Source organism: Streptomyces sp. LS1784 (assembly GCF_020103755.1).
Lineage (GTDB): Bacteria > Actinomycetota > Actinomycetes > Streptomycetales > Streptomycetaceae > Kitasatospora.
This window is the reverse complement of the sequence record NZ_JAHSQD010000116.1, coordinates 1-18,832: the sequence shown is the minus strand read 5'-3', so window position 1 is coordinate 18,832 and position 18,832 is coordinate 1. Positions and strand designations below refer to the sequence as shown.

Sequence of the window (18,832 nt, the reverse complement as noted above, 5' to 3'; positions counted from 1 at the left end):
CTCCGAGCCGGTCGGCTCCGAGCCGGCTGCGGCGGGCCGCGCGGGCTCGGCGGTGTCCTTGCGGAAGCCCACCCGGGGGTCCTGGCCGACCGTCGGCGTCTGCGCCGGGTCCGCACCCGTGTCCGTCTCCGTCCCCGCGTCCGCGCCGGCCCCCGCAGCCGCGGGCGACTGCGGCCGCGAGGCGGGCAGCTCGGACTCAGGCTTGGACACGTGGACTCCCCCAACCCGCCGGAACGGGCATCGGCTCGGCGCTCGGCACCATGGCTCGGACCCGAACGGACCCGATCTGAACGGTCGCGCGACTTTACCCGATCTTTCCGAACGCCTGCCCGCCCTGCCCGACCCGCCCTCCGCCGGCTCAGCCGCGGGCCAGGACCTCGCCGTGCAGCATCGAGAACCAGCCGTCCCCGGCAGCGCTCCACTCCCGCCAGCCGTCCGCGATCCGCCCCAGCTCGTCCCGGTCCGCGAAGCCCAGCTCGACCGCCGTCCGGCCCAGCGCGGTGCCCGTGACCCGGTCCGCCCACATCCCGCCCCACCAGGCGCGCCGCTCGGGCGTCGCGTACGTCCAGGTGGTGGCGCTCGCGGTGACCTCGGTGAAGCCGGCCGCGCGGGCCCAGGACAGCAGTCGCCGCCCGGAGTCCGGCTCGCCGCCGTTGGCGCGGGCGGTCCGCCGGTACAGCTCCAGCCACCGGTCCAGCGCGGGCACCTGCGGGAACCAGGTCATCGAGGCGTAGTCCACGTCCCGGACCGCGACCACGCCGCCCGGCGCCGTCACCCGCCGCAGCTCGCGCAGCGCGGCCACCGGGTCGGCCACGTGCTGGAGCACCTGGTGGGCGTGCACCACGTCGAACTCGCCGTCCCGGTAGGGCAGTCGGTGCACGTCGGCGCGCTCGAACACGACATGGGACAGGCCCCGCCCGGCGACGTACCCGGCGGCCTGTTCCAGCACCTCGGCGGAGGTGTCCACCGCGACCACCCGCCCCTGCGGGCCGACCAGCCCGGCCAGGTCCGCGGTGATCGTGCCGGGCCCGCAGCCGACGTCCAGCAGGGCCTGCCCGGGCCGCAGTTCGGGCAGCAGGTAGCCGGCCGAGTCGGCGGCCGTGCGGGAGCGGTGCGAGCGCAGCACGGCCTCCTGGTGGCCGTGGGTGTAGACGGCGGCGGGCTGCGGTCCGGTCATGAGGTCCCCCTGGGTGTGGTCGGCGCGGTGCTCCGCGACGCCCCGACGCTACTCGCCGTCCCGAATCCCGAGAAGATGCGTCTCACATTCCGACCATGGCGGGCCCGGGGCGCACCCGGCCGCCGTACCGTGGAGGCGCCCCCGACAGAACGGTCCCCGCCCATGCCCGGCCCGCGCCCCTACGTCCTGCTGAGCGCCGCCGTCTCGCTCGACGGCCACCTCGACGACGCCTCCCCCGACCGGCTGCTGCTCTCCAACGCCGCCGACTTCGACCGGGTCGACGAGGAGCGCGCCGCCGCCGACGCGATCCTGGTCGGCGGCAACACGCTGCGTGCCGACAACCCCCGACTGCTGGTCAACGACCCCGGACGCCGCACCGCCCGGTTGGCGGCCGGCCGGCCCGAGTACCCGCTGAAGGTGACGCTCAGCGCGAGCGGCGAGCTCGACGCCGGCCTGCGGTTCTGGCACACCGGCGGCGACAGGCTCGCCTACACCACGGACGCCGGAGCGGCGGTGCTGCGCCCCCGGCTGGACGGGCTGGCCGAGGTGGTCGCGCTGGGCGGCGCGGTGGACCTCGGGGCGGTGCTGGACGACCTGGGCGCCCGCGGGGTGCGCCGGCTGATGGTCGAGGGCGGCGGGGGCGTGCACACCCAGTTCCTGGCCGGAGGCCTGGCGGACGAGCTCCAACTGGCCGTCGCCCCACTGCTGGTCGGCCAGGCCGAGGCGCCCCGGTTCGTCCGCCCGGCCGCGTTCCCGGGCGGCCCGGCCCGGCGGATGCGGCTGCTGGGGGCACGTACCGTGGGCGACGTCGTCCTGCTCAGGTACGCCCCGAAGGAGCCCGCGCCGTGACCCAGTCCGCGTCCACCGACCTCGACCACCTGCGCCGGGCCGTCGAACTCTCCCGCTGCTGCCCGCCCTCCGAGACGGCCTTCTCGGTCGGCGCGGTGATCGTCGGCGCCGACGGCGCGGTGCTGGCGGAGGGCTACAGCCGGGAGGCGGACCCGCACGACCACGCCGAGGAGGCGGCCCTGGCCAAGCTCCCGGCGGGCGACCCGCGGCTGCGCGGGGCGACCGTCTACAGCTCGCTGGAGCCCTGCGGGCAGCGCGCCTCACGGCCGGTGCCGTGCGCCCGGCTGCTCGTCGCGGCGGGCGTGCCGCGGGTGGTGGTCGCCTGGCGCGAGCCGGACCTGTTCGTCTCCGACTGCCAGGGCACCGCACTGCTGGCGGCGGCCGGGGTCGAGGTGGTGGAGCTGCCGGAGCTGGCCGAGGAGGCCCGCGCGGTCAACGCCCACCTGCTCGACTGATCTTTTGTATCATCCAGAAACAAAGAGCTCGCGTTCTCCGGCCCGCCCGCCGCCGCACCCACCGAGGAGCCGTCCCATGCCCGCCACCCCCGTCCGGCTGACCGCCCGCGCCGTCCTCCTGGACATGGACGGCACCCTGGTCAACTCCGACGCCGTGATCGAGCGCTGGTGGAGCCACTGGGCCGAGCAGCACGGCCTCGACCCCGCCGAGGTGCTCGCCGTCGCGCACGGCCGCCAGGGCCACGCCACCATGGCCGCCCTGCTGCCCGAGCGCCCGGTCGAGCTCAACCTGGCCGACAACGCGCGGATGCTCGACAAGGAGCGCGCCGACACCGAGGGCGTCGTCCCGGTGCCCGGAGCCGCCGCCTTCCTCGCCTCGCTGGCCGGCGTCCCGCACGCCCTGGTCACCTCCGCCGACCAGGCGCTCGCCCGGGTCCGGATGGCCGCCGCCGACCTCCCGCTGCCGCCCGTCCTGGTCACCGCCGAGTCCGTGGGCGCCAGCAAGCCCGACCCCGAGGGCTTCCTCAAGGGCGCCGCCACCCTCGGCTTCGCCCCCACCGACTGCCTCGCCTTCGAGGACTCCGGCGCCGGCATCGCCGCCGCCAGGGCCGCCGGCACCCGCGTCATCGGCATCGGCCCGCGCGCCCTCCCCCACCAGCCGGACGCCCACGCCGACACCCTCACCGCCGTCACCGTCACCGCCGCCCCCGACGGCCTGCTCACCGTCACCATGGGCTGACCCCCGGAACACCGGACCGCCCGGGCCCGCGCCAGGCACGGGCCCGGGCGGTCCGTGCAGACGCCCGGCAAGTCGAGTCCGTCCGCAGCGTCCGGGCGCACCCGGCCGGGCCCCGCAGCGGCCGGGCGCGGCGGCATGCTCCGGCAGTGGGCTCAGCGGCCCCGAGGTCCCCGCGGGCCGTCGAACCGGTTCATGCGCTCCAGGAGTTTCCCCGTTCCGGGCTGCCAGAGGTCGTCGACGATGCGGCCGTCGGCGAGGAAGACCACACGGTCCGCGTACGCCGCGGCGGCCGGGTCGTGCGTGACCATCACGATCGTCTGGCCCATCTCCCGGACCAACTGGCCGAGCAGGGAGAGGACTTCGGCGCCCGTACGGGTGTCGAGATTGCCGGTCGGCTCGTCGGCGAAGACGATCTCCGGGCGCCCCGCCAACGCCCGTGCGCACGCGACGCGTTGCTGTTGCCCGCCGGAGAGTTCTCCCGGCCGGTGGCCGAGCCGGTCCGAGAGGCCGAGGACGGTGACGACCTCTTCGAGCCACTGCCGGTCGGGGCGGCGTCCCGCGATGCCCAGAGGCAGCGTGATGTTCTCCGCCACCGTGAGGGTGGGCAGGAGGTGGAACGCCTGGAAGATGAAGCCGATCCGCTCGCGGCGCAGCCGGGTCAGGTGCCGGTCCGAGAGGCGTGACAGCTCCATCGTGCCGATCCTGGCCGAGCCCGAGGTGGGCGAGTCCAGGCCGGCCAGGCACTGCATCAACGTGGACTTGCCTGATCCGGACGGCCCCATGATGGCGGTGAACTGGCCCTGCCGGAACTCGACGGAGACCCGGTCGAGAGCGGTGACCCGGCGTGCGCCGGTGCCGTGCACCTTGGTCAGCTCCACGGTGGAGGCGGCGGGCGGCAGGCCGTGCGGCTGTCGGACCGCGTGGTGGGGCAACTGGGCCGAGGTCATGCGGGGCTCCTCAAGGGTGGTTCAGGTGCCGGAGGCCGAAGACCTCCGGGAACGTGCAGTCCGGTGCGGGAGGCGAGCAGGCACAGGACCCGGGCGCACAGGGTCCTCGCGGCGTCGGCCGCCCGTCCGTAGTGCCCGGTGTCCTCCTGGTGGTCGAGGAGGACCGGGGCGTCCGCCGTGGTGGCGCTCTGCAGGGCCGCGCAGAGTTTCCACGCGTGCCAGGGCCGGACCCGGGCGTCGTTCCCCCCGCTGATGAGGAGCGCGGCCGGGTAGCGGACGCCGTCTCGTACGTGGTGGTACGGGGAGTAGGACAGCAGGGCTTCCCGGGCACCGGGGTCGGCCGGGTCTCCGTACTCCTCGCGCCAGAGCTTGCCGAGGCCGCCCTGGTCGTAGCGCGCCATGTCGGTCAGCGGGGCGGCGCAGGCGACCGCGGCGAAGAGGTCGGGGGAACGGGTCATCGCGGCGGCCAGGACCAGGCCTCCGTTGCTGGCGGCGAGCCCGGCGATCGTGTCGGGTTGCGCCTCGCCGGACGTGACGAGGGCCAGGACCCCCGCGCGCAGGTCGTCCACGGTGTCGGACTTGCCCGGCCCGCGCCCGGCCGCCGCCCACTGCGCTCCGAACTCCCCGCCGCCCCGGGCGTGCACCCAGGCGACGCGTCCACCGGCGGAGAGCCACCCGGCGAAGAGCGGGTCCCAGGACGGTTCCAGCGGGACGCCGAAACCCCCGTAGACCGTGACCAGCGTGGGCAGCGGGCTGCCGACGGCGTCCGGCGAAGGGTCGCAGACGGTCACCGGGACGTCGGTGCCGTCGTGGCCGGCGGCGATGACGGTGCGCAGTGCGGAGCGGCGGTCCGTGGCGGGGGCCGCGGCGCCCGGGGTGACGCGGTGGCTCAGGGCGCCGTGGCGGGGGTCGTCGGCGAGCAGCCAGACCGCACCGGTGAGCCGGCCGTCGCCGTCGTAGCCGGCGGGGCCGAGGCTCAGTCGCGCAGGCCACCTGAAGCCGTGTTCGTCCGCCTCCCCGCCCGTGACGGCCCGATCCGCTCGCAGGATGTCGAGTCGGCGAGTGGTGCCGGTCCGGCGCAGGACCGCCAGGTGCGGGGAGCGCCCCGGCCCCAGCACGCGCAGGGCCCGGACGCTGCTGCCCGAGGTGTCCGCGAGCGGACGGGGAGGGGCCGCGGCCCCCCGGGCGACGGCAGCGAGGTCCAGGACGGCCACGGTCTTCCCCCGCACGGCGACGTACAGGGCGTCCGTGCCCAGGGCGTACGCGCTGATGTCCAGGCCCTCCAGCGGCAGCGGGTGCCAGTCCGGCGCGGACCGGCCGTCCCAGTTCGTGCACCACCAGCGGGCGGGCGCCCCGTCGGGTGTCCGCGTGCGCAGGAGCACGTGCCCTCCGGGGCCCGTGTGCAGGGACATCCGCACCGGACCGGGCACGGGGCTGGATACGGAGCGGGTGGTGCCGTCCTCGATGCCGTGGACCCGCAGCGTGTGCTCGGTGCGGGAGCCGGCGCTGTACAGCAGGAAGGAGCCGGTGAACGCGACGGCCGGGTGCGGTGCGGCATCGGGCAGGTGGCGCGCCTCCGTCCCCGGCGCGACGGACACGAGGTGGAGTCCGCCGTTCTCATGGCCGTCACGGTGGAGCTGTGCCACGACCATCCGCCCGCCGGGGTCGGGCTGCCACCCGGCCAGCCGGCCCACCGATGTGCGGTCACCGATTTCGAGGAGCACCCGATGCCGCCCGCCCGGCTCCGTCACGCGCAGTAACTCACTTCCCTGCTCGGTGAGTTCATGGCTGAAGAGCGCGCCTCCGGCCTCGGCGTTCGGGCTGAGCGGACGACCGGTCGCGGCCGCCTCGATCGCACCGAGCGACCGCTCCCAGGCGGCCACGGCGTCCCGGTGGTGATCCGTGTGCCGTTCCAGCAGGGCGCGCTGGCCGGCCAGCCAGGTCCGCGCACGTACGGACTCGGTGTCCTCCAGCCAGCGGTACGGATCAGCCACGCGGCACCTCCACGAACTCCTCCTCGGACGGAACCCGGGTGTCGACGGTCCGGGCGGGGCGCGCCGCGATGGAAGCGCCGGTCACCGCGAGGAGCAGCACGACGACCGCGGCGCCGGTCAGCGTGGCGGTCAGGCCGAAGGCGTGGGAGCACGCTCCCGCGAGGATCGGGCCGAGCGGGGCGACGGCCTGGGAGAGGAAGCCGCTGCCGCTGTACACCCGGCCCTGGAGTTCGGGCGGGGTGATGCGCACCTGAGTGGCGGCGATGACCACGGTGATCACCGGGCCCGCCGCCGTGGCGACCGCGAGCAGCAGGGCGGCCCCCCAGGTGCTGTGCACCGTGGCGAAGCCCAGGAGTGCCGCGGCGACCACGCCGGTGGCACCGGCGACGCCGGGCCCGGGAGGAAGCCGCCGGGCCACGGGCGCGGCGGCCAGGGACCCGATCAGTGCGCCCGCCCCCATGGCGGCGGTCTGCACCCCGACGCCCAGCTCACCGGCCCCGGATCCTTCGGCGGACGCGATGATGACGATCAGGAGGCCGTTGAAGACGAGGTTGAGGACGGTCGCGTTGAGTGCCGCGTACCGCAGGAACGGGGACCGCCACAGGAAGCGCAGCCCGGTGAGGGTCGCCTCCAGCGGGGTCTGGTCGGCGGTGACCGTGGGCCCCGCGCCCGACGGCAGCAGGAGGGCACAGCCCGCGGCTGCCAGGTACGTCGCGGAGTCGGCGGCGAACACCCAGGCCGCGTCGACCTTGAGCAGGGCCCCGCCCACCAGGGGCCCGGCGATCATCGCGACGGCCATCCGGCTCTGGATCAGCGCCAGGGCGCGGGGCAGCAGGTCGGCGTCCACGAAGTTCCGTACGGCGACGTTCTCCGCGGGCGCCAGCGTGCTGCCCACGGTGCCGAGCAGGAACGCGGCCAGGACGAGCACCCCCAGCGGGGCCGCATCCGATGTTTCGAGGACGGCGAGGGCTCCGAGCACCAGAGCGCCCGCCGCGTTGCAGCCGAGCAACAGGGTTCTGCGCTCATAGCGGTCGGCGAGCACGCCGGCCGGCAGTCGGGCGAGCACGATGCCCAGGGACATCGCGGTACTGATGAACCCGGCCTGCCGGACGTCTCCGCTGTGCTGGAAGGAGATCACGGGGAGGGCGATGACCGAGGCCGCCGTGCCCACGGCGGAGGACGACTCACCGAAGAACAGCAGCCAGAACTTCCAGCCCAGGCCTCGCTTCGGGTCGTGCGCCCGTGCTGTCGACGCCCCGCTCATGTCATCCTCCTCGCGAACTGCCGTTGGACGTCGGACATCGGATGCGCCGTCATGGTCGAGGGGACGGCCACCGCCAGCGCCGCGGCAACGGTCACGCCCAGGGTCCAGGGGACGTCGAAGGCCGGCATCGCACCGGTGCCCAGGACCAGGGCCAGGGGGACCAGGCAGGCGATCGCCGTGACGGCGGCAAGGGCCACACCGACGACCGTCGCCCCCGCGGCCTCGTACACCACGCAGCGCAGCATCTGGAACCGACCGAGGCCCAGGGCCCGCAGGTGCGCTCGTTGCGCCCGCCGGTCGCGCTGGGCGAGGGAGCTGGTGTTGGCGGCGGCCAGCAGCGCATAGCCCGCGACGATGGCCACGATGAGCCGGGAGGCCAGGTCGTCGGCGGCGTTGCGCGGGCTGAGTTCGGCGAGGTGGTCGGCGCGGGAGGCGACCTTCTGGCCCTGCGCGCGCGGCCAGCTGTCCGCCGCGCCGGTGAGCAGGATCCGGTCGGCGTAGGCGGACGGCGTGTGTTCCAGTGCCGTCGACCGCGGGATCACCAACTCCGGGAAGGCCAGGTCCCGTTCGTAGACGGCAGCCAGGGTCAGCGTCTGCGAGGAGCCGTCCGCCATGGCGAACCTCACCTCCTGGCCCAGGCGCCAGTGGTGCCCGTCGGTCTGCATGGCACCGGCGGCGAAGGTGCCCTGCCGCACGTCGGAGATGCGGCCTTCCCGCACCTTGAGGTCCAGGACCTCGGCCAGGGGGCCGCCGTCGACCCCCCACGCGCCGGTGGCCACCGGCTGGTTGTCGTACCAGGTGGGCGGAGCCGTGACCTCGGTCGCCACCAGCGGGACCGCCCTCCCGTCGGAGACCGCGGGCGCCGCGACCGGGAGCCGGGCCCCGGGTTCGGCCGTGACGACCGCCACCGCGCGCAGGCCCTCCTCGGCCTGCCGGTGCTTCGCCTGCCCCATGGTGGCCCCGGCCCCGAGCAGCGACACCGCGATGCCCACCGACAGGAGCACCGGCACCGCCATCGCCGTCGTCCGCGCGGGTGTGGCCCGCAGGCCCACGGCCGCGATGCGGCCCACCCGACGGTCGAGCAGGCGCATCACCACGGTGGCCGGACGGACGAGCGGCGGCACGATCCAGGGGGCCAGCACGGCCAGTACGGGGATCACCACGAGCGCGACGCCGGGGGCCATCGCGGCGCGAAGCGTCGCCGGCAGGTCCATGAACGCCATGACGAACAGCAGCGGGGCACACATGGTCACCAGCAGCACGAGGCCGGTCACCAGGCGCGCCGTGCTCCGGGAGGAGGCCACGGACAGCTCCGCGTCCCGCAGCAGGGTGCCGGGGCTGACTCGTCCCGCGGCGAGCACGCTCGCCAGAGCTGCGAGCACCCCCACCCCCGCCGTGGTGAGGCAGACGGCCACCGCCGTCCACACCGTCTGGTCCGCGGCGGGAAGCGAGGCCTCGGTCGGGAACAGCCGGCGGTCGAGGAGAATGCTCCGGCCGAGTTCCGCCAGCGGAACCATGCCCACGGCCGCGCCCACCGCCGCCGACACCAGGCCGAGCCGCGCGACGTCGAAGGCGACGAGACCACGCAACCGGTTCGCGCTGACTCCCAGGGCGCGCAGCACGGCGAACTGGGAGAGCCGTTGCCCCGTCCACAGGGAGACGGTGGATCCGATGACCATCACCGCGCACATCAGCAGCATGGACATCAGGAGTGACAGGAGGTTCCGCGCATCCTGTGCGGCGGCCCAGGCCGCGGAGTCCTTCGGGTACTCCGGGAGGCTGGCCCCGATGAAGAGCAGTGCGCTGGCGCCCAGTCCGGCGGCCGTCACGGCGCATGCCAGGGCCGCGCCCGCCACTCTGCCGGGATAGGCCCGGACCTCGGCGGCGAACAGTCGGCGCATGCTCGTCGAACCGGCGAGAGGGCTGGAAGGCGCGGACACGTTTGCTGTCCTCCATCGGAGCGTAAGCTGGAAGGAGCCGGGGAGGCCGCACTGACCGCGGCCTCCCCGAACTCGCTTCTTTGGAGCGGGTCTTGCTCAATTATCAGTGCCTCAGTGGCACACGATGATGCTCGCGGTGCTGATCGGGGCCTCGACCACGATCTCCTCGTCCAGCTCCTGCAGAGCGAGAACGTTCAGCATGTGAAGTCACCTCCTCCCCTTGTCCGGACCGAGCCGCACAGTTCCGACGCGACGTCGGATCAGTGGCAGCCACCCAGGCTGATGGTGCTGATCGGGGCGTCGACGACGATCTCCTCGTCGAGCTCCTGCAGAGCGAGAACGTTCAGCATGCGAAGTCACCTCCTCGATGTCTTCCGGGGTTCACGGCGGACGTCACCGGTGCCTCAGTGGCACACGACGAAGCTCGCGGTGCTGATCGGGGCCTCGACCACGATCTCCTCGTCCAGCTCCTGCAGAGCGAGAACGTTCAGCATGTGAAGTCACCTCCTCCCCTTGTCCGGACCGAGCCGCACAGTTCCGACGCGACGTCGGATCAGTGGCAGCCACCCAGGCTGATGGTGCTGATCGGGGCGTCGACGACGATCTCCTCGTCGAGCTCCTGCAGAGCGAGAACGTTCAGCATGCGAAGTCACCTCCTTCCCTGTCGAGTCCGGTCGGGTCACCGGTGGCGGTCCTTCCGGCCGGGGGCCACTCCTGGGTGGAGTGGCCGCCGGGGAGCAGGCAGCTACCGGGAGTCTGGGCGGCTTTCAGCGCGATGATCGCGCCGGCGGAGCCGGTCGCCAGGTCCGTCGAAAGACGGACCAGTTGATCTCCGTGCAGCACCTGGGCGCCGTCGTGCGGCGCGACGTGGAGAGCCAGGGCCCGGAGGTGGTCGTCGAGCTCGCCTCGCCGGTCGGGTAGACGCAGGAGGGCATGGGAGAGCACGTATGCGAGTCCGGCGCGACCACTGAACAACCCTCCCTGGACAACGAGTCGAACCGCACCGGCGCTCACGGCGCCCGCCACGATCGCGTCGGCGTTCACCGCTTCGGCCTGCGCCGCGGGCAGCGCCAGCGCCGCCAGGGCGACACCGCCGGAGCCCTCGGCCAGGTAGGGCAGCAGGCGGTTGGAGCTGTGCATCTGGAGCATGCCGTCCAGGTCGCGTGCGAAGCGCAGATCGCATCGCACCGCCCGTTCGGCGGCCTGCGCCCATTCGACGTCACCGGTGGCCCGGGCGCAGCGCGCGAAGAGCACGGCGGGGCCCGACCAGCCGTTCATCAGTCCGGGGCGGTCCAACAACCCCGGCCTGCCCACCAGTTCACGGACACGCTCGGCCAGGCGGATGCCTTCGTCCTTCAGGTCCGCGTCCAGGAACAGGTGCGCGATGCCCGTCAGCCCGCCGAACAGCCCGGGTGACGCCGGGAGCGGTCCGTCCAGGAGCCGGTCGATGAGGTTCGCCGCCTGCGCGTGGCCCTGCCTGTGCAGGAGCCACGCGGAACCGGCGAGTCCGTCGTAGAGCCCTCGGGCGCCGTCGGACGGAGCACGGCTCGCGCTCCTCGCCAGCCACTCCACGTGCTCGGCGGACGGCTCGGCGCCGGCGGCCAGTTGGGCCAGGAGGACTCCCGGTGCGCCGTACGCGAGACCGAGCGGGGCACCCGGGCGGTGTCCGGCGACGTCACCGGGAAAGAGCCGGTCGGTACGGCCGGGATCGGCCGCGTCGGAAATGCCGCGGAGCAACGCGGCCGTGGACGGCGCGGTCGACGCCGCCACCCCGACCGGAGCCGACCCGGCAGCCGGCAGATGCGGCCGCAGGGCGGGCGACAGCGCGAGCCGTTCCAGCATCTGCCGCACGAACTCCGGTGGCAGCGTCGGGAACGAGGTGGTGGCCAGCTCGATCAGCGGCGCGACCACGGCCGGGTTGCGCAGGGTCAGCACGGTGAGCGGAGCGAAGGCCGCCAGCTGGCAGCAGCCCAGGGCGAACAGGTCGGCCTCTCGCGGGTCGGTGATCGTGGGGTCGGTGAATCCGGGGGCTCCGAGGGTGAGCGTGCGCACGGAGTCGACCGGCATGGCCAGTTCGAAGTCCACCAGTGCGACGGTTCCGTCGGGCCGGATCAGGATGTTGCGGTGGTGCAGGTCGCCGAAGGCGAGGCCGGCTTCGTGCATCGCCGTCACGTGCGACTCGACCTGTCGGAGCCGGTCGACGGCGAGCGCGGCGAAGTCCTCGCGGGCCCGGTCCGACGGCCGGTAGCGGGTGAGCGGGTAGTCCCGGCCCAGCCAGGTGTTGAACGCCTCGCCCTCGACGTACTCCATCGCCAGGTAGCGGTGCTCCCACACGGTGAAGGACTCGTACTGCCGGGGGACGAACGGGAGATGACTCAGTTTCGCGAGGACCGATTCCTCGGTGCGCAGCCGGTCCACGGCATCGGCGCCGCTTCCGTCGAGCCCTGCGTGCGGCCGGGCCTCCTTGAGGACGACCTGCCGGCCGTCGCCGGCCTCGGCGAGGTAGACGCCTCCTCCGTTGGAGAAGTGCAGCGCCTTGAGGACCCGGTATCCACCGAGCGTTCCGTCCCCGGCCATGCCGTTGTCGGCGGCCAGGTGCTCGGCCAGGAAGTCCGGCACCGGAGCCCAGTCGGGCAGGCTGAACGCCGGGCGCCGGTGGTCCGGCACGAGACGCCGGTCGGGGTCGCGCAGCGCCGGCACCCTGGTGCCGTCCGCGAGTTCGCACCACATCAGGGCGAAGGCTCCGTAGCGCACGGAGACCGGCCCCTCGTTCCACCGGTGGTCGGACAGCACGTACGGCCCGGGACGCCCGCGCAGGACCTTGTCGAGCTCCTCAAGGGCCTCGCGCAGCTCGCCCTCGGTACGCGGGTACACGGTCACGGTCTTGCCGCTGCTGGCCCGGTGCGCGTACTTGGTGTTCATCGCGGTGACGATGTGCCGGCTGCGCAGGAACTTCCAGGGGAGCCGGAGCCGGCGGCACACCTCCCAAGCCGACTCGATGGTCCGCTCCGCGGCCTCCGGGGTGGCGCTGACGTGGATCTTCCAGCCCTGCTCGGGCAGTTTGCCGGCGTCGGCCGGAACCAGGAACTCCCAGACGCCTTCCTCGATCCGTCGCCAGCCCTCGGGGACATCGCCGTCGGACAGGGAGAAACGGGACCTGGAGTCCGCGCAACGGTCCAACGGTTCGTACCAGACGGGGTCGGCGATGGTGAACGCCTCATACCTCGGGTCCATTCGCCTTCCCCTTTCATGGAGGGTGCTCCGGATACGCTTCGACAATGCGAGTCGAAAGAACAGCCGAGTAATCGAAACGAGTTTCCCGATTCGCGGCCGCTGCCCTGTCGACACGAGCGATCCTCTCCCGAGCCCCACCCGTTGGCAATGCGGCAAAGCCAGAACTTAAGCGGACAACAACCCTCCGGAAGGCGCCGTCCGCACGCTGCCGAACGCGACACTCCAGCGGGCCGCGGGCACCGCACTCGGCACCTCGTTCGCACAAGTCGAACGCCGGGTTCCGCCGATGCGGCCCTGACCGAAATGGATCCCCGGGTGACCGGAAAACAGCCCCCGCTCATCCATATTCGGCATGGCACGATGAACGGCATGAGAACGCGCATTGTGCTGGCCGATGACCAAGCCAGCATACGAATGGGCTTCCGCCGGATCCTCGAAGCCCAGCCCGACATGCAGGTCGTCGGCGAGGCGGGGAACGGCGTGGCCGCACTGGAGGTCGTACGATCCCTCGTTCCGAACGTGCTGCTCGCGGACATTCGCATGCCGGAGATGGACGGCCTGGAGCTCACGCGGGAGGTCGTCCGGACCGTCCCCGAGGTCCGCGTCGTCGTCGTGACCACGTTCGACCTCGACGAGTACGTCCACACGGCCCTGCGGGAAGGAGCCTGCGGGTTCCTCCTCAAGCGGTCCCGCTCCGCCGTGCTCGTGGAGGCGGTCCGGGCGGCGGCGTCGGGCGATTCCATGATCAGCCCGGAGATCACCACGCGACTGCTGAGCCGTCTGCGCCACGAGCGCCGCACCGTCCGGCAGCCCAGCGAACCGCTGACCGTGCGCGAGGAGGAGGTCGCCCGCCTCGTCGCGGAAGGGCTCACCAACTCCGACATCGGTGCGGAGCTCTTCATCTCGATGGGCACGGTCAAGACCCATCTGGCCCGGCTGCAGAAGAAGTTGGGAGTCCAGAACCGGGTGGGGATCGCCGCCTGGGTCTGGGAGTCCGGGCTGTTGGCGGAACCGTAGTCCGACCGCCGGGGCGCCGCACATGGCCGGAGCGGCCGCCACGGCCGGGGCGCGCGTGGAACGCGCCCCGGCCGTGGCGGGCCGGCTCGGACGATCCGGGACACGATCTGCCGAATGGCCGATACCGGCGGAACCCGGGATCCGACAGCATGGCACCATGCTGTCACCGCCCGTGGCCGACCCCGACGAGTCCTCGCCCGGCTCCCGTCACACCGGAGTCGGCTACGCCATCGCCAGTGCGGCGGGGACCACCCACTGCGCCCCCGGCCCGTGCCCGCGCAGCAGTTGGTGGCCGAGCCGGGTGACCGTATGGATGGCATGGCTGCGGTTCCGCCTGGTGGAGATCAGGCCGGCGGCGCGCAGAACGGCAGTGTGCTGGCTGACCGCGGCACTCGACACACCCAGCCGTTCCGCCAGCTCGGTGTTCGTGCAGCCCTCCTTGAGCGCCTGCAGCGCGGCGGCCCGAGTCCGGCCCATCAGTGCTGCCAGGCTCTCCAGCTGTCCGGGCTGCCTGTCGACCCGTCCGTCGGCAGTCCCTCCCAGCAGATGGACGAGTTCGTCGCTGTGCGGCCGGTCCGGGAAGAACAGCTGCGGCGCCTCCTTGCCGTTCGACCGTGAACCGGGCACCACGACATGGCCGGGTCGCGCAAGGAACAGGGAGGGTGACAGGACGAGCCCCTCCCCGCACAGGTGCAGTTCGCCGGACTTGAATCCCGAGATCTCCAGAGCGGGCGCGCTCCACCGGATGCCGGGCCCGAGACTGTCCAGCAGCACCTCCACACCATCGCGGCACATGATGTCGCGCATGGTGTCGCGGGCCGCGTCCAGGTGCGTCCGGACCGAACTCCAGTGGGGCGCGACGGCCAGGCGGAAGAAGTCACGCATGGCCGCCAGGACCTGCAGCTGGGACGTACTCATTTCCGCACGGAACGCCGTCCCTGAGCGCTCCGTGCCGCTACAGAGCTCAATCAGCTGCTCGGAGTCGGCCTCGTATCGCATCAGCTGCCCGACGCGCCCTGTTCGAGGGTCGCGCTGGGCGAGATGTCGGTGCACGCTTCGACGCCATGGGTGAAACCCTTCTTCCTGTTCTTCCCGGAACGCCTCGAAGGCGAAGACGTTCTCGATGGCCGGGGTCTCCGACTCGCCGATTCTGATTCGCGCCAGATCGGCCGTGGTCAGAACGATGCGGAACATGAGGAAAGCACTCCTATGGGGGGAGGAAAAGTGCTCTTCGTCGAGAAGCGCACGTGGCGGGGTGGGCAGGTCGCACTTGCGCCGATCAACCGTCGGTTCTCCAGCGGCCTACTTGCGCTTGAGGATCCGGACGGCGCCTTCGCGCGTCCGGGCTCTGATCGAGCGCTCGGCCGATGGCACGTCCCGGAGCTCCACCTGCACGTCGCCTCCGTCCTTCCCTGAGGCTGATACGTGGTAGGGCGCAGGCGGGTCCGGCAGCTCCACCGAAATGTCCCCGACGTCGGAGTCGACGACGACCTGACTCGGCACGGCGGCGAAGGAAAGGGAGACCGGCGCTCTTCGCGTGGAGGCCACGACGTCGGCGGATCGGGCTTCACGCACGCCGATCCGTCCGCTCTCCGAACTGAGACGGAGCGGTCCGAGCGATCCCTCGACCGTGATGTCTCCCGTCCGAGTGGAGATCCAGGCCGGACAGCACATGCCCACCGCGGTCACGGATCCCGGAGACGTCACGGTCACCTCGGTCCCGGCGGGGATCTGGACCACGTAGTCCACACGGCAGTTGACGGGGATGCCGGTGCACTCGGCGGCAAGGCGGAGCGTGCTGCCCGTCAGCTCCCAGGAGGAGTGCCCGGCCTTGGCGGCCGAGCCGGCCAGCTCCCTGGAGACCGCGAGGGAGTCTCCGGGCCCGTGCTGCAACCGCACGCGGCCGTCTCCACTCAGCACGACGGCAAGGCGTGTGCCCGTGAACGCGAACAGGCGGTGATCGTTCCGGGGCGAGGCATCAAGGTCATCCAGCACACGTACGCTCAGAAGCGCTACCACGGCACCCGTGACCAGCAACGCCAAAACGATTCGTCCCCCCGTTCGCTCAGACATGCTCACCAGCGTTTCAAGCGAGCGCTCCCAGCGGTATCAGCCGTTCGGCAGATTGTGCGGTCCCGATTCCTCGCTTGTACTGTCCAGCGGCAACACCAGCGCGACCCGCCACCCGCACGGGTGGTGCGGGCCGGCGGTGAGCGCTCCCCCCAGTTCCCCTGCGCGCTCGGAGAGACTGCTGATGCCGGTTCCACCGGTCCCGGTCGGGCGTTCCACCGCGAGCCCGGCGCCGGGGCCGGGTGCGTCGTCGACGACGGTGACATGCAGCTCCGGCGAGCCCGCGGAGGTCGCGCAGCGTATCCCGATCACCACCCGGGACGCGGTGGCCGCGTGCCGCCGCACGTTGGTGAGCGCCTCCACGATCACCCGGTACCCCAGCCTGCTGGCCTCGTGCGGAATGCGCGCCGCGGCCTCCTCCGGCACGTCCAGTACGGCCTTGGGCGCGCCCGTACGGTTGAACCTCGCCACCAGGGAGGCCAGTTCGCTCAGGTCCCGCCTGGGCGCGTCGGACTGCCGCGGGACCGCGCCCGACTCCTGCGCGGCATCGTTCCCGGCGGTCAGCTCCGGCCGCCGGACAGCCTCAAGGGCGCGCCTGCGCTCCTCGGCCGCCGGGACCTCGGCGAGCAGCTGGACCGTGTGGTCCATCGCCTTGAGTGCCTGGGCACCGGCAGCACCGATCTCGGACAGAAGCTCCAGCGCCTGCTGGGGGTCCTCCTTGGCCAGCACCTGCGCGGCTTCCACCAGGACGACGACCGCGGTGACGTCGTGGGCCGCGTAGTCGTGCAGGTCCCGTGCCAGATTCATGCGTTCGGTTCGCCGCTCGGCGGCGAGGGCCGCCCGGTTACGGGCGTCGAGCCCTCTCAGGTACAAGCCGATTCCCACCGCGACGATGGCCAGGATCGCCCAGATGAGGCAGAGCTGCAGGCTCTCACCACGGCTGGACGGTGGCACGGTGTTCAGAGCGATGCGCAGCGGCGACAGCGTGATCGCCGCCGCGAGGAACGCGGCCAGGGCGGTGGCGATCGCCGCGGGCTGCCGACGCACCCCCACGACCACGAGAATCATCAGGGCCAGCGTCTCCGCCGTCCACCAGTTCGCCGCGGCGGACCGGGCCGGGCCCTGATAGGTGAACGTGACGAGCAGCGACACCGCACCCGCGGCGGGCGCCATGGCGAGCAAGGACGCCGGCTGGTGGGGGCCCCATACGACCAGGGCCAGGGCCGAGACGATGCCGGCCGCACCGGACACGCTGATGAGCGGCCCGACGGAGCGGGTGGTGAGCAGGGCGATGGTCACCGTCGCGGCGACGAGCACCACGCACAGGACCCCGCGTAACCACGCCCACTGCCGACCGTCATCACGCGTCTGCCTCGTCACCAGGAGAAGGCTAGTGGCCGCGACTTGACCGTGCCGGTGAAAACGTCGCTTCGCGTGGTTCCACCGGCACGACGCGCGGGCGCGCGGAAGGGGCCGCCGGTACCCGGTCGCCCCTTCCGCGCAGTCCGCCTCACAGGAACGGGGCGGTTCGCGGTTCCGGTCAGACGTTGAAGCGGAACTCCACCACGTCGCCGTCCTGCATGACGTACTCCTTGCCCTCGATGCGGGCCTTGCCCTTGGAGCGGGCGTCGGCGATGGAGCCGGTCTCGACCAGGTCGGCGAAGGAGATCACCTCGGCCTTGATGAAGCCCTTCTGGAAGTCGGTGTGGATGACTCCGGCCGCCTCGGGGGCGGTGGCGCCCTTCTTGATGGTCCAGGCGCGGGCTTCCTTGGGGCCGGCCGTCAGGTAGGTCTGGAGGCCGAGGGTGTCGAAGCCGACCCGGGCGAGGGTGGCGAGGCCGGGCTCCTCCTGGCCCATGGACTGGAGGAGCTCCAGGGCCTCGGCGTCGTCCAGCTCGATCAGCTCGGACTCGATCTTGGCGTTCAGGAAGATCGCCTCGGCCGGGGCGACCAGCTCGCGCTGGGCGTTCTTGAAGTCCTCGTCGGCCAGCTCGGCCTCGTCCACGTTGAAGACGTAGAGGAAGGGCTTGGCGGTCAGCAGGTGGAGGTCGCGGATCGGGGTGGTGTCGAAGCCGGCCTCGAAGAGGGTCTTGCCGGTCTCCAGGATCGCCTGCGCGGCCTCGGCGGCGGCCAGCACGGGGGCGGTGTCCTTCTTGAGGCGCGCCTCCTTCTGGAGCCGCGGCAGGACCTTCTCGATGGTCTGGAGGTCGGCCAGGATCAGCTCGGTGTGGATGGTCTCGATGTCGTCCTTGGGCGACACCTTGCCGTCCACGTGCACCACGTCCGGGTCGGTGAAGGCGCGCACGACCTGGCAGATCGCGTCCGACTCGCGGATGTTGGCGAGGAACTTGTTGCCCAGACCCTCGCCCTCGCTGGCGCCGCGCACGATGCCGGCGATGTCGACGAAGTCGACGGTGGCCGGGAGGATGCGCTGGGAGCCGAAGATCTCGGCGAGCTTGGCCAGCCGCTCGTCCGGGACGCCGACCACGCCGACGTTCGGCTCGATGGTGGCGAACGGGTAGTTGGCCGCCAGCACGTCGTTCTTGGTCAGGGCGTTGAACAGGGTCGACTTGCCGACGTTCGGCAGGCCGACGATTCCGATCGTGAGCGACATGAAGCGCAGTCCCGTGGGCTTGGAGGAGTTGGGTCGGCACCGTACGGGCCGACCCCCAAGTCTACGGGCAGCCCCCGCCCTGCCTCACGGCACCGGCGGCTTCGGCGGCTCGGCCGTGCCGAGCACGCCGGAGCGGAACGCGCGGCACCCGTCCTCGGGACCGGCCGGGATGTCGAGCCGGACGTGGTCGAAGCGTTCGGACGTGAAATCGGTCATGCTGTTCCCCCGTGAAGAGACCCGCAAACAGATCCGGTGATCGTCGTGCGTCGACTCGGCCGGGCAGGTCAGCGCACCTGAGTGACGATCACATCACCACTCCGTCCGAAGACACGGGGCAAGACCTGAACGGTCCATTACACAGTGTGGCGATGATCGGACCGTACGTTGGGCGGGTGGAGCAGAGCATCCGTACCCAGCCGCCAGGGCCCAGACGCCGTCCGCCGACCGGCGCGGCCGCAGCCACCGTCCCCGGTCCAGGCCGGCCTCCCGAGAGCGCCGGAGCCCCGGGCTCCCGGCAGCGCCCGGCGGCCGG

Annotated in this window: 16 protein-coding genes and 2 pseudogenes; 3 read left to right on the top strand and 15 right to left on the bottom strand. The window is 72.5% G+C overall.

Translation table 11 applies throughout. The features are described 5' to 3' along the window. A pseudogene (locus tag KS423_RS16370) lies at positions 1-210 on the bottom strand (hypothetical protein); the annotation flags it as partial. Positions 211-358: 148 nt separating this feature from the next. After that, positions 359-1,177 (bottom strand): methyltransferase domain-containing protein, encoded by an 819-nt coding sequence (locus KS423_RS16365; protein ID WP_224279920.1) that lies wholly within the window; start codon positions 1,175-1,177, stop codon positions 359-361. A gap of 162 nt (positions 1,178-1,339) precedes the next feature. On the opposite strand from KS423_RS16365, the pseudogene KS423_RS16360 reads away from it, so the two are divergent. Further along, positions 1,340-2,481: pseudogene (locus KS423_RS16360) on the top strand (dihydrofolate reductase family protein). Between the two features lie 76 nt (positions 2,482-2,557). After that, positions 2,558-3,220, top strand: coding sequence for an HAD-IA family hydrolase (locus KS423_RS16355; RefSeq protein WP_224279918.1), 663 nt, complete (start codon positions 2,558-2,560; stop codon positions 3,218-3,220). 152 nt (positions 3,221-3,372) lie between these two features. Here the strand turns inward: KS423_RS16355 and KS423_RS16350 are convergent, their stop codons facing one another. The 8 genes from KS423_RS16350 to lanKC all read right to left on the bottom strand — a co-directional run bounded on the left by KS423_RS16350 (position 3,373) and on the right by lanKC (position 12,599). After that, a complete protein-coding gene (locus KS423_RS16350) occupies positions 3,373-4,167 on the bottom strand; it encodes an ABC transporter ATP-binding protein (protein WP_224279916.1) in 795 nt (264 codons plus the stop codon). Beyond that, positions 4,164-6,161 carry a prolyl oligopeptidase family serine peptidase gene (locus tag KS423_RS16345; RefSeq protein WP_224279914.1) on the bottom strand — a complete coding sequence of 666 codons (1,998 nt, stop codon included), beginning with the start codon at positions 6,159-6,161 and terminating at the stop codon, positions 4,164-4,166. Before KS423_RS16345 ends, KS423_RS16350 begins: the two co-directional genes overlap by 4 nt. Next, positions 6,154-7,425, bottom strand: a complete 1,272-nt coding sequence (locus KS423_RS16340) for an MFS transporter (protein WP_224279913.1) — start codon at positions 7,423-7,425, stop codon at positions 6,154-6,156. Before KS423_RS16340 ends, KS423_RS16345 begins: the two co-directional genes overlap by 8 nt. Further along, positions 7,422-9,365 carry an FtsX-like permease family protein gene (locus KS423_RS16335; RefSeq protein ID WP_224279912.1) on the bottom strand — a complete coding sequence of 648 codons (1,944 nt, stop codon included), beginning with the start codon at positions 9,363-9,365 and terminating at the stop codon, positions 7,422-7,424. The genes KS423_RS16340 and KS423_RS16335 overlap by 4 nt, the downstream gene beginning before the upstream one ends. 260 nt (positions 9,366-9,625) lie before the next feature. Next, on the bottom strand, positions 9,626-9,715 hold the full coding sequence (locus tag KS423_RS16330; protein ID WP_194252494.1) for a class III lanthipeptide: 90 nt from the start codon (positions 9,713-9,715) through the stop codon (positions 9,626-9,628). A 54-nt stretch (positions 9,716-9,769) separates the two neighbouring features. Then, a complete protein-coding gene (locus KS423_RS16325) occupies positions 9,770-9,859 on the bottom strand; it encodes a class III lanthipeptide (RefSeq protein ID WP_224279911.1) in 90 nt (29 codons plus the stop codon). A 59-nt stretch (positions 9,860-9,918) separates the two neighbouring features. Then, positions 9,919-10,008, bottom strand: a complete 90-nt coding sequence (locus KS423_RS16320) for a class III lanthipeptide (RefSeq protein WP_194252494.1) — start codon at positions 10,006-10,008, stop codon at positions 9,919-9,921. Continuing rightward, a complete protein-coding gene (gene lanKC, locus KS423_RS16315) occupies positions 10,002-12,599 on the bottom strand; it encodes a class III lanthionine synthetase LanKC (protein WP_224279910.1) in 2,598 nt (865 codons plus the stop codon). Before lanKC ends, KS423_RS16320 begins: the two co-directional genes overlap by 7 nt. Positions 12,600-12,959: 360 nt before the next feature. On the opposite strand from lanKC, the gene KS423_RS16310 reads away from it, so the two are divergent. Beyond that, on the top strand, positions 12,960-13,616 hold the full coding sequence (locus tag KS423_RS16310; protein ID WP_374119964.1) for a response regulator: 657 nt from the start codon (positions 12,960-12,962) through the stop codon (positions 13,614-13,616). A gap of 222 nt (positions 13,617-13,838) precedes the next feature. Here the strand turns inward: KS423_RS16310 and KS423_RS16305 are convergent, their stop codons facing one another. The 5 genes from KS423_RS16305 to KS423_RS16285 all read right to left on the bottom strand — a co-directional run bounded on the left by KS423_RS16305 (position 13,839) and on the right by KS423_RS16285 (position 18,516). Next, the gene (locus KS423_RS16305; RefSeq protein ID WP_224279908.1) at positions 13,839-14,810 is read right to left on the bottom strand and encodes a winged helix-turn-helix domain-containing protein; all 972 of its coding nucleotides are present in this window, start codon (positions 14,808-14,810) and stop codon (positions 13,839-13,841) included. A gap of 108 nt (positions 14,811-14,918) precedes the next feature. After that, positions 14,919-15,689, bottom strand: a complete 771-nt coding sequence (locus tag KS423_RS16300) for a hypothetical protein (protein WP_224279907.1) — start codon at positions 15,687-15,689, stop codon at positions 14,919-14,921. 36 nt (positions 15,690-15,725) lie between these two features. Then, the gene (locus tag KS423_RS16295; RefSeq protein ID WP_224279906.1) at positions 15,726-16,859 is read right to left on the bottom strand and encodes a sensor histidine kinase; all 1,134 of its coding nucleotides are present in this window, start codon (positions 16,857-16,859) and stop codon (positions 15,726-15,728) included. Positions 16,860-17,226: 367 nt separating this feature from the next. Beyond that, positions 17,227-18,300 (bottom strand): redox-regulated ATPase YchF, encoded by a 1,074-nt coding sequence (gene ychF, locus KS423_RS16290; protein ID WP_224279905.1) that lies wholly within the window; start codon positions 18,298-18,300, stop codon positions 17,227-17,229. An 84-nt stretch (positions 18,301-18,384) separates the two neighbouring features. Next, on the bottom strand, positions 18,385-18,516 hold the full coding sequence (locus KS423_RS16285) for a hypothetical protein (RefSeq protein ID WP_374119963.1): 132 nt from the start codon (positions 18,514-18,516) through the stop codon (positions 18,385-18,387). Between the last annotated feature and the right edge of the window lie 316 nt (positions 18,517-18,832).

Bases quoted from the DNA above. Each gene is read 5' to 3' on its own strand.
- KS423_RS16285 (WP_374119963.1), bottom strand. From the start codon at position 18,516: ATGACCGATTTCACGTCCGAACGCTTCGACCACGTCCGGCTCGACATC.
- KS423_RS16355 (WP_224279918.1), top strand. From the start codon at position 2,558: ATGCCCGCCACCCCCGTCCGGCTGACCGCCCGCGCCGTCCTCCTGGAC.
- KS423_RS16295 (WP_224279906.1), bottom strand. From the start codon at position 16,859: ATGGCGCCCGCCGCGGGTGCGGTGTCGCTGCTCGTCACGTTCACCTAT.
- KS423_RS16350 (WP_224279916.1), bottom strand. From the start codon at position 4,167: ATGACCTCGGCCCAGTTGCCCCACCACGCGGTCCGACAGCCGCACGGC.
- KS423_RS16325 (WP_224279911.1), bottom strand. From the start codon at position 9,859: ATGCTGAACGTTCTCGCTCTGCAGGAGCTGGACGAGGAGATCGTGGTC.
- KS423_RS16310 (WP_374119964.1), top strand. From the start codon at position 12,960: ATGAACGGCATGAGAACGCGCATTGTGCTGGCCGATGACCAAGCCAGC.
- KS423_RS16330 (WP_194252494.1), bottom strand. From the start codon at position 9,715: ATGCTGAACGTTCTCGCTCTGCAGGAGCTCGACGAGGAGATCGTCGTC.
- KS423_RS16305 (WP_224279908.1), bottom strand. From the start codon at position 14,810: ATGTTCCGCATCGTTCTGACCACGGCCGATCTGGCGCGAATCAGAATC.
- KS423_RS16340 (WP_224279913.1), bottom strand. From the start codon at position 7,425: ATGAGCGGGGCGTCGACAGCACGGGCGCACGACCCGAAGCGAGGCCTG.
- KS423_RS16300 (WP_224279907.1), bottom strand. From the start codon at position 15,689: ATGTCTGAGCGAACGGGGGGACGAATCGTTTTGGCGTTGCTGGTCACG.
- lanKC (WP_224279910.1), bottom strand. From the start codon at position 12,599: ATGGACCCGAGGTATGAGGCGTTCACCATCGCCGACCCCGTCTGGTAC.
- KS423_RS16320 (WP_194252494.1), bottom strand. From the start codon at position 10,008: ATGCTGAACGTTCTCGCTCTGCAGGAGCTCGACGAGGAGATCGTCGTC.
- ychF (WP_224279905.1), bottom strand. From the start codon at position 18,300: ATGTCGCTCACGATCGGAATCGTCGGCCTGCCGAACGTCGGCAAGTCG.
- KS423_RS16365 (WP_224279920.1), bottom strand. From the start codon at position 1,177: ATGACCGGACCGCAGCCCGCCGCCGTCTACACCCACGGCCACCAGGAG.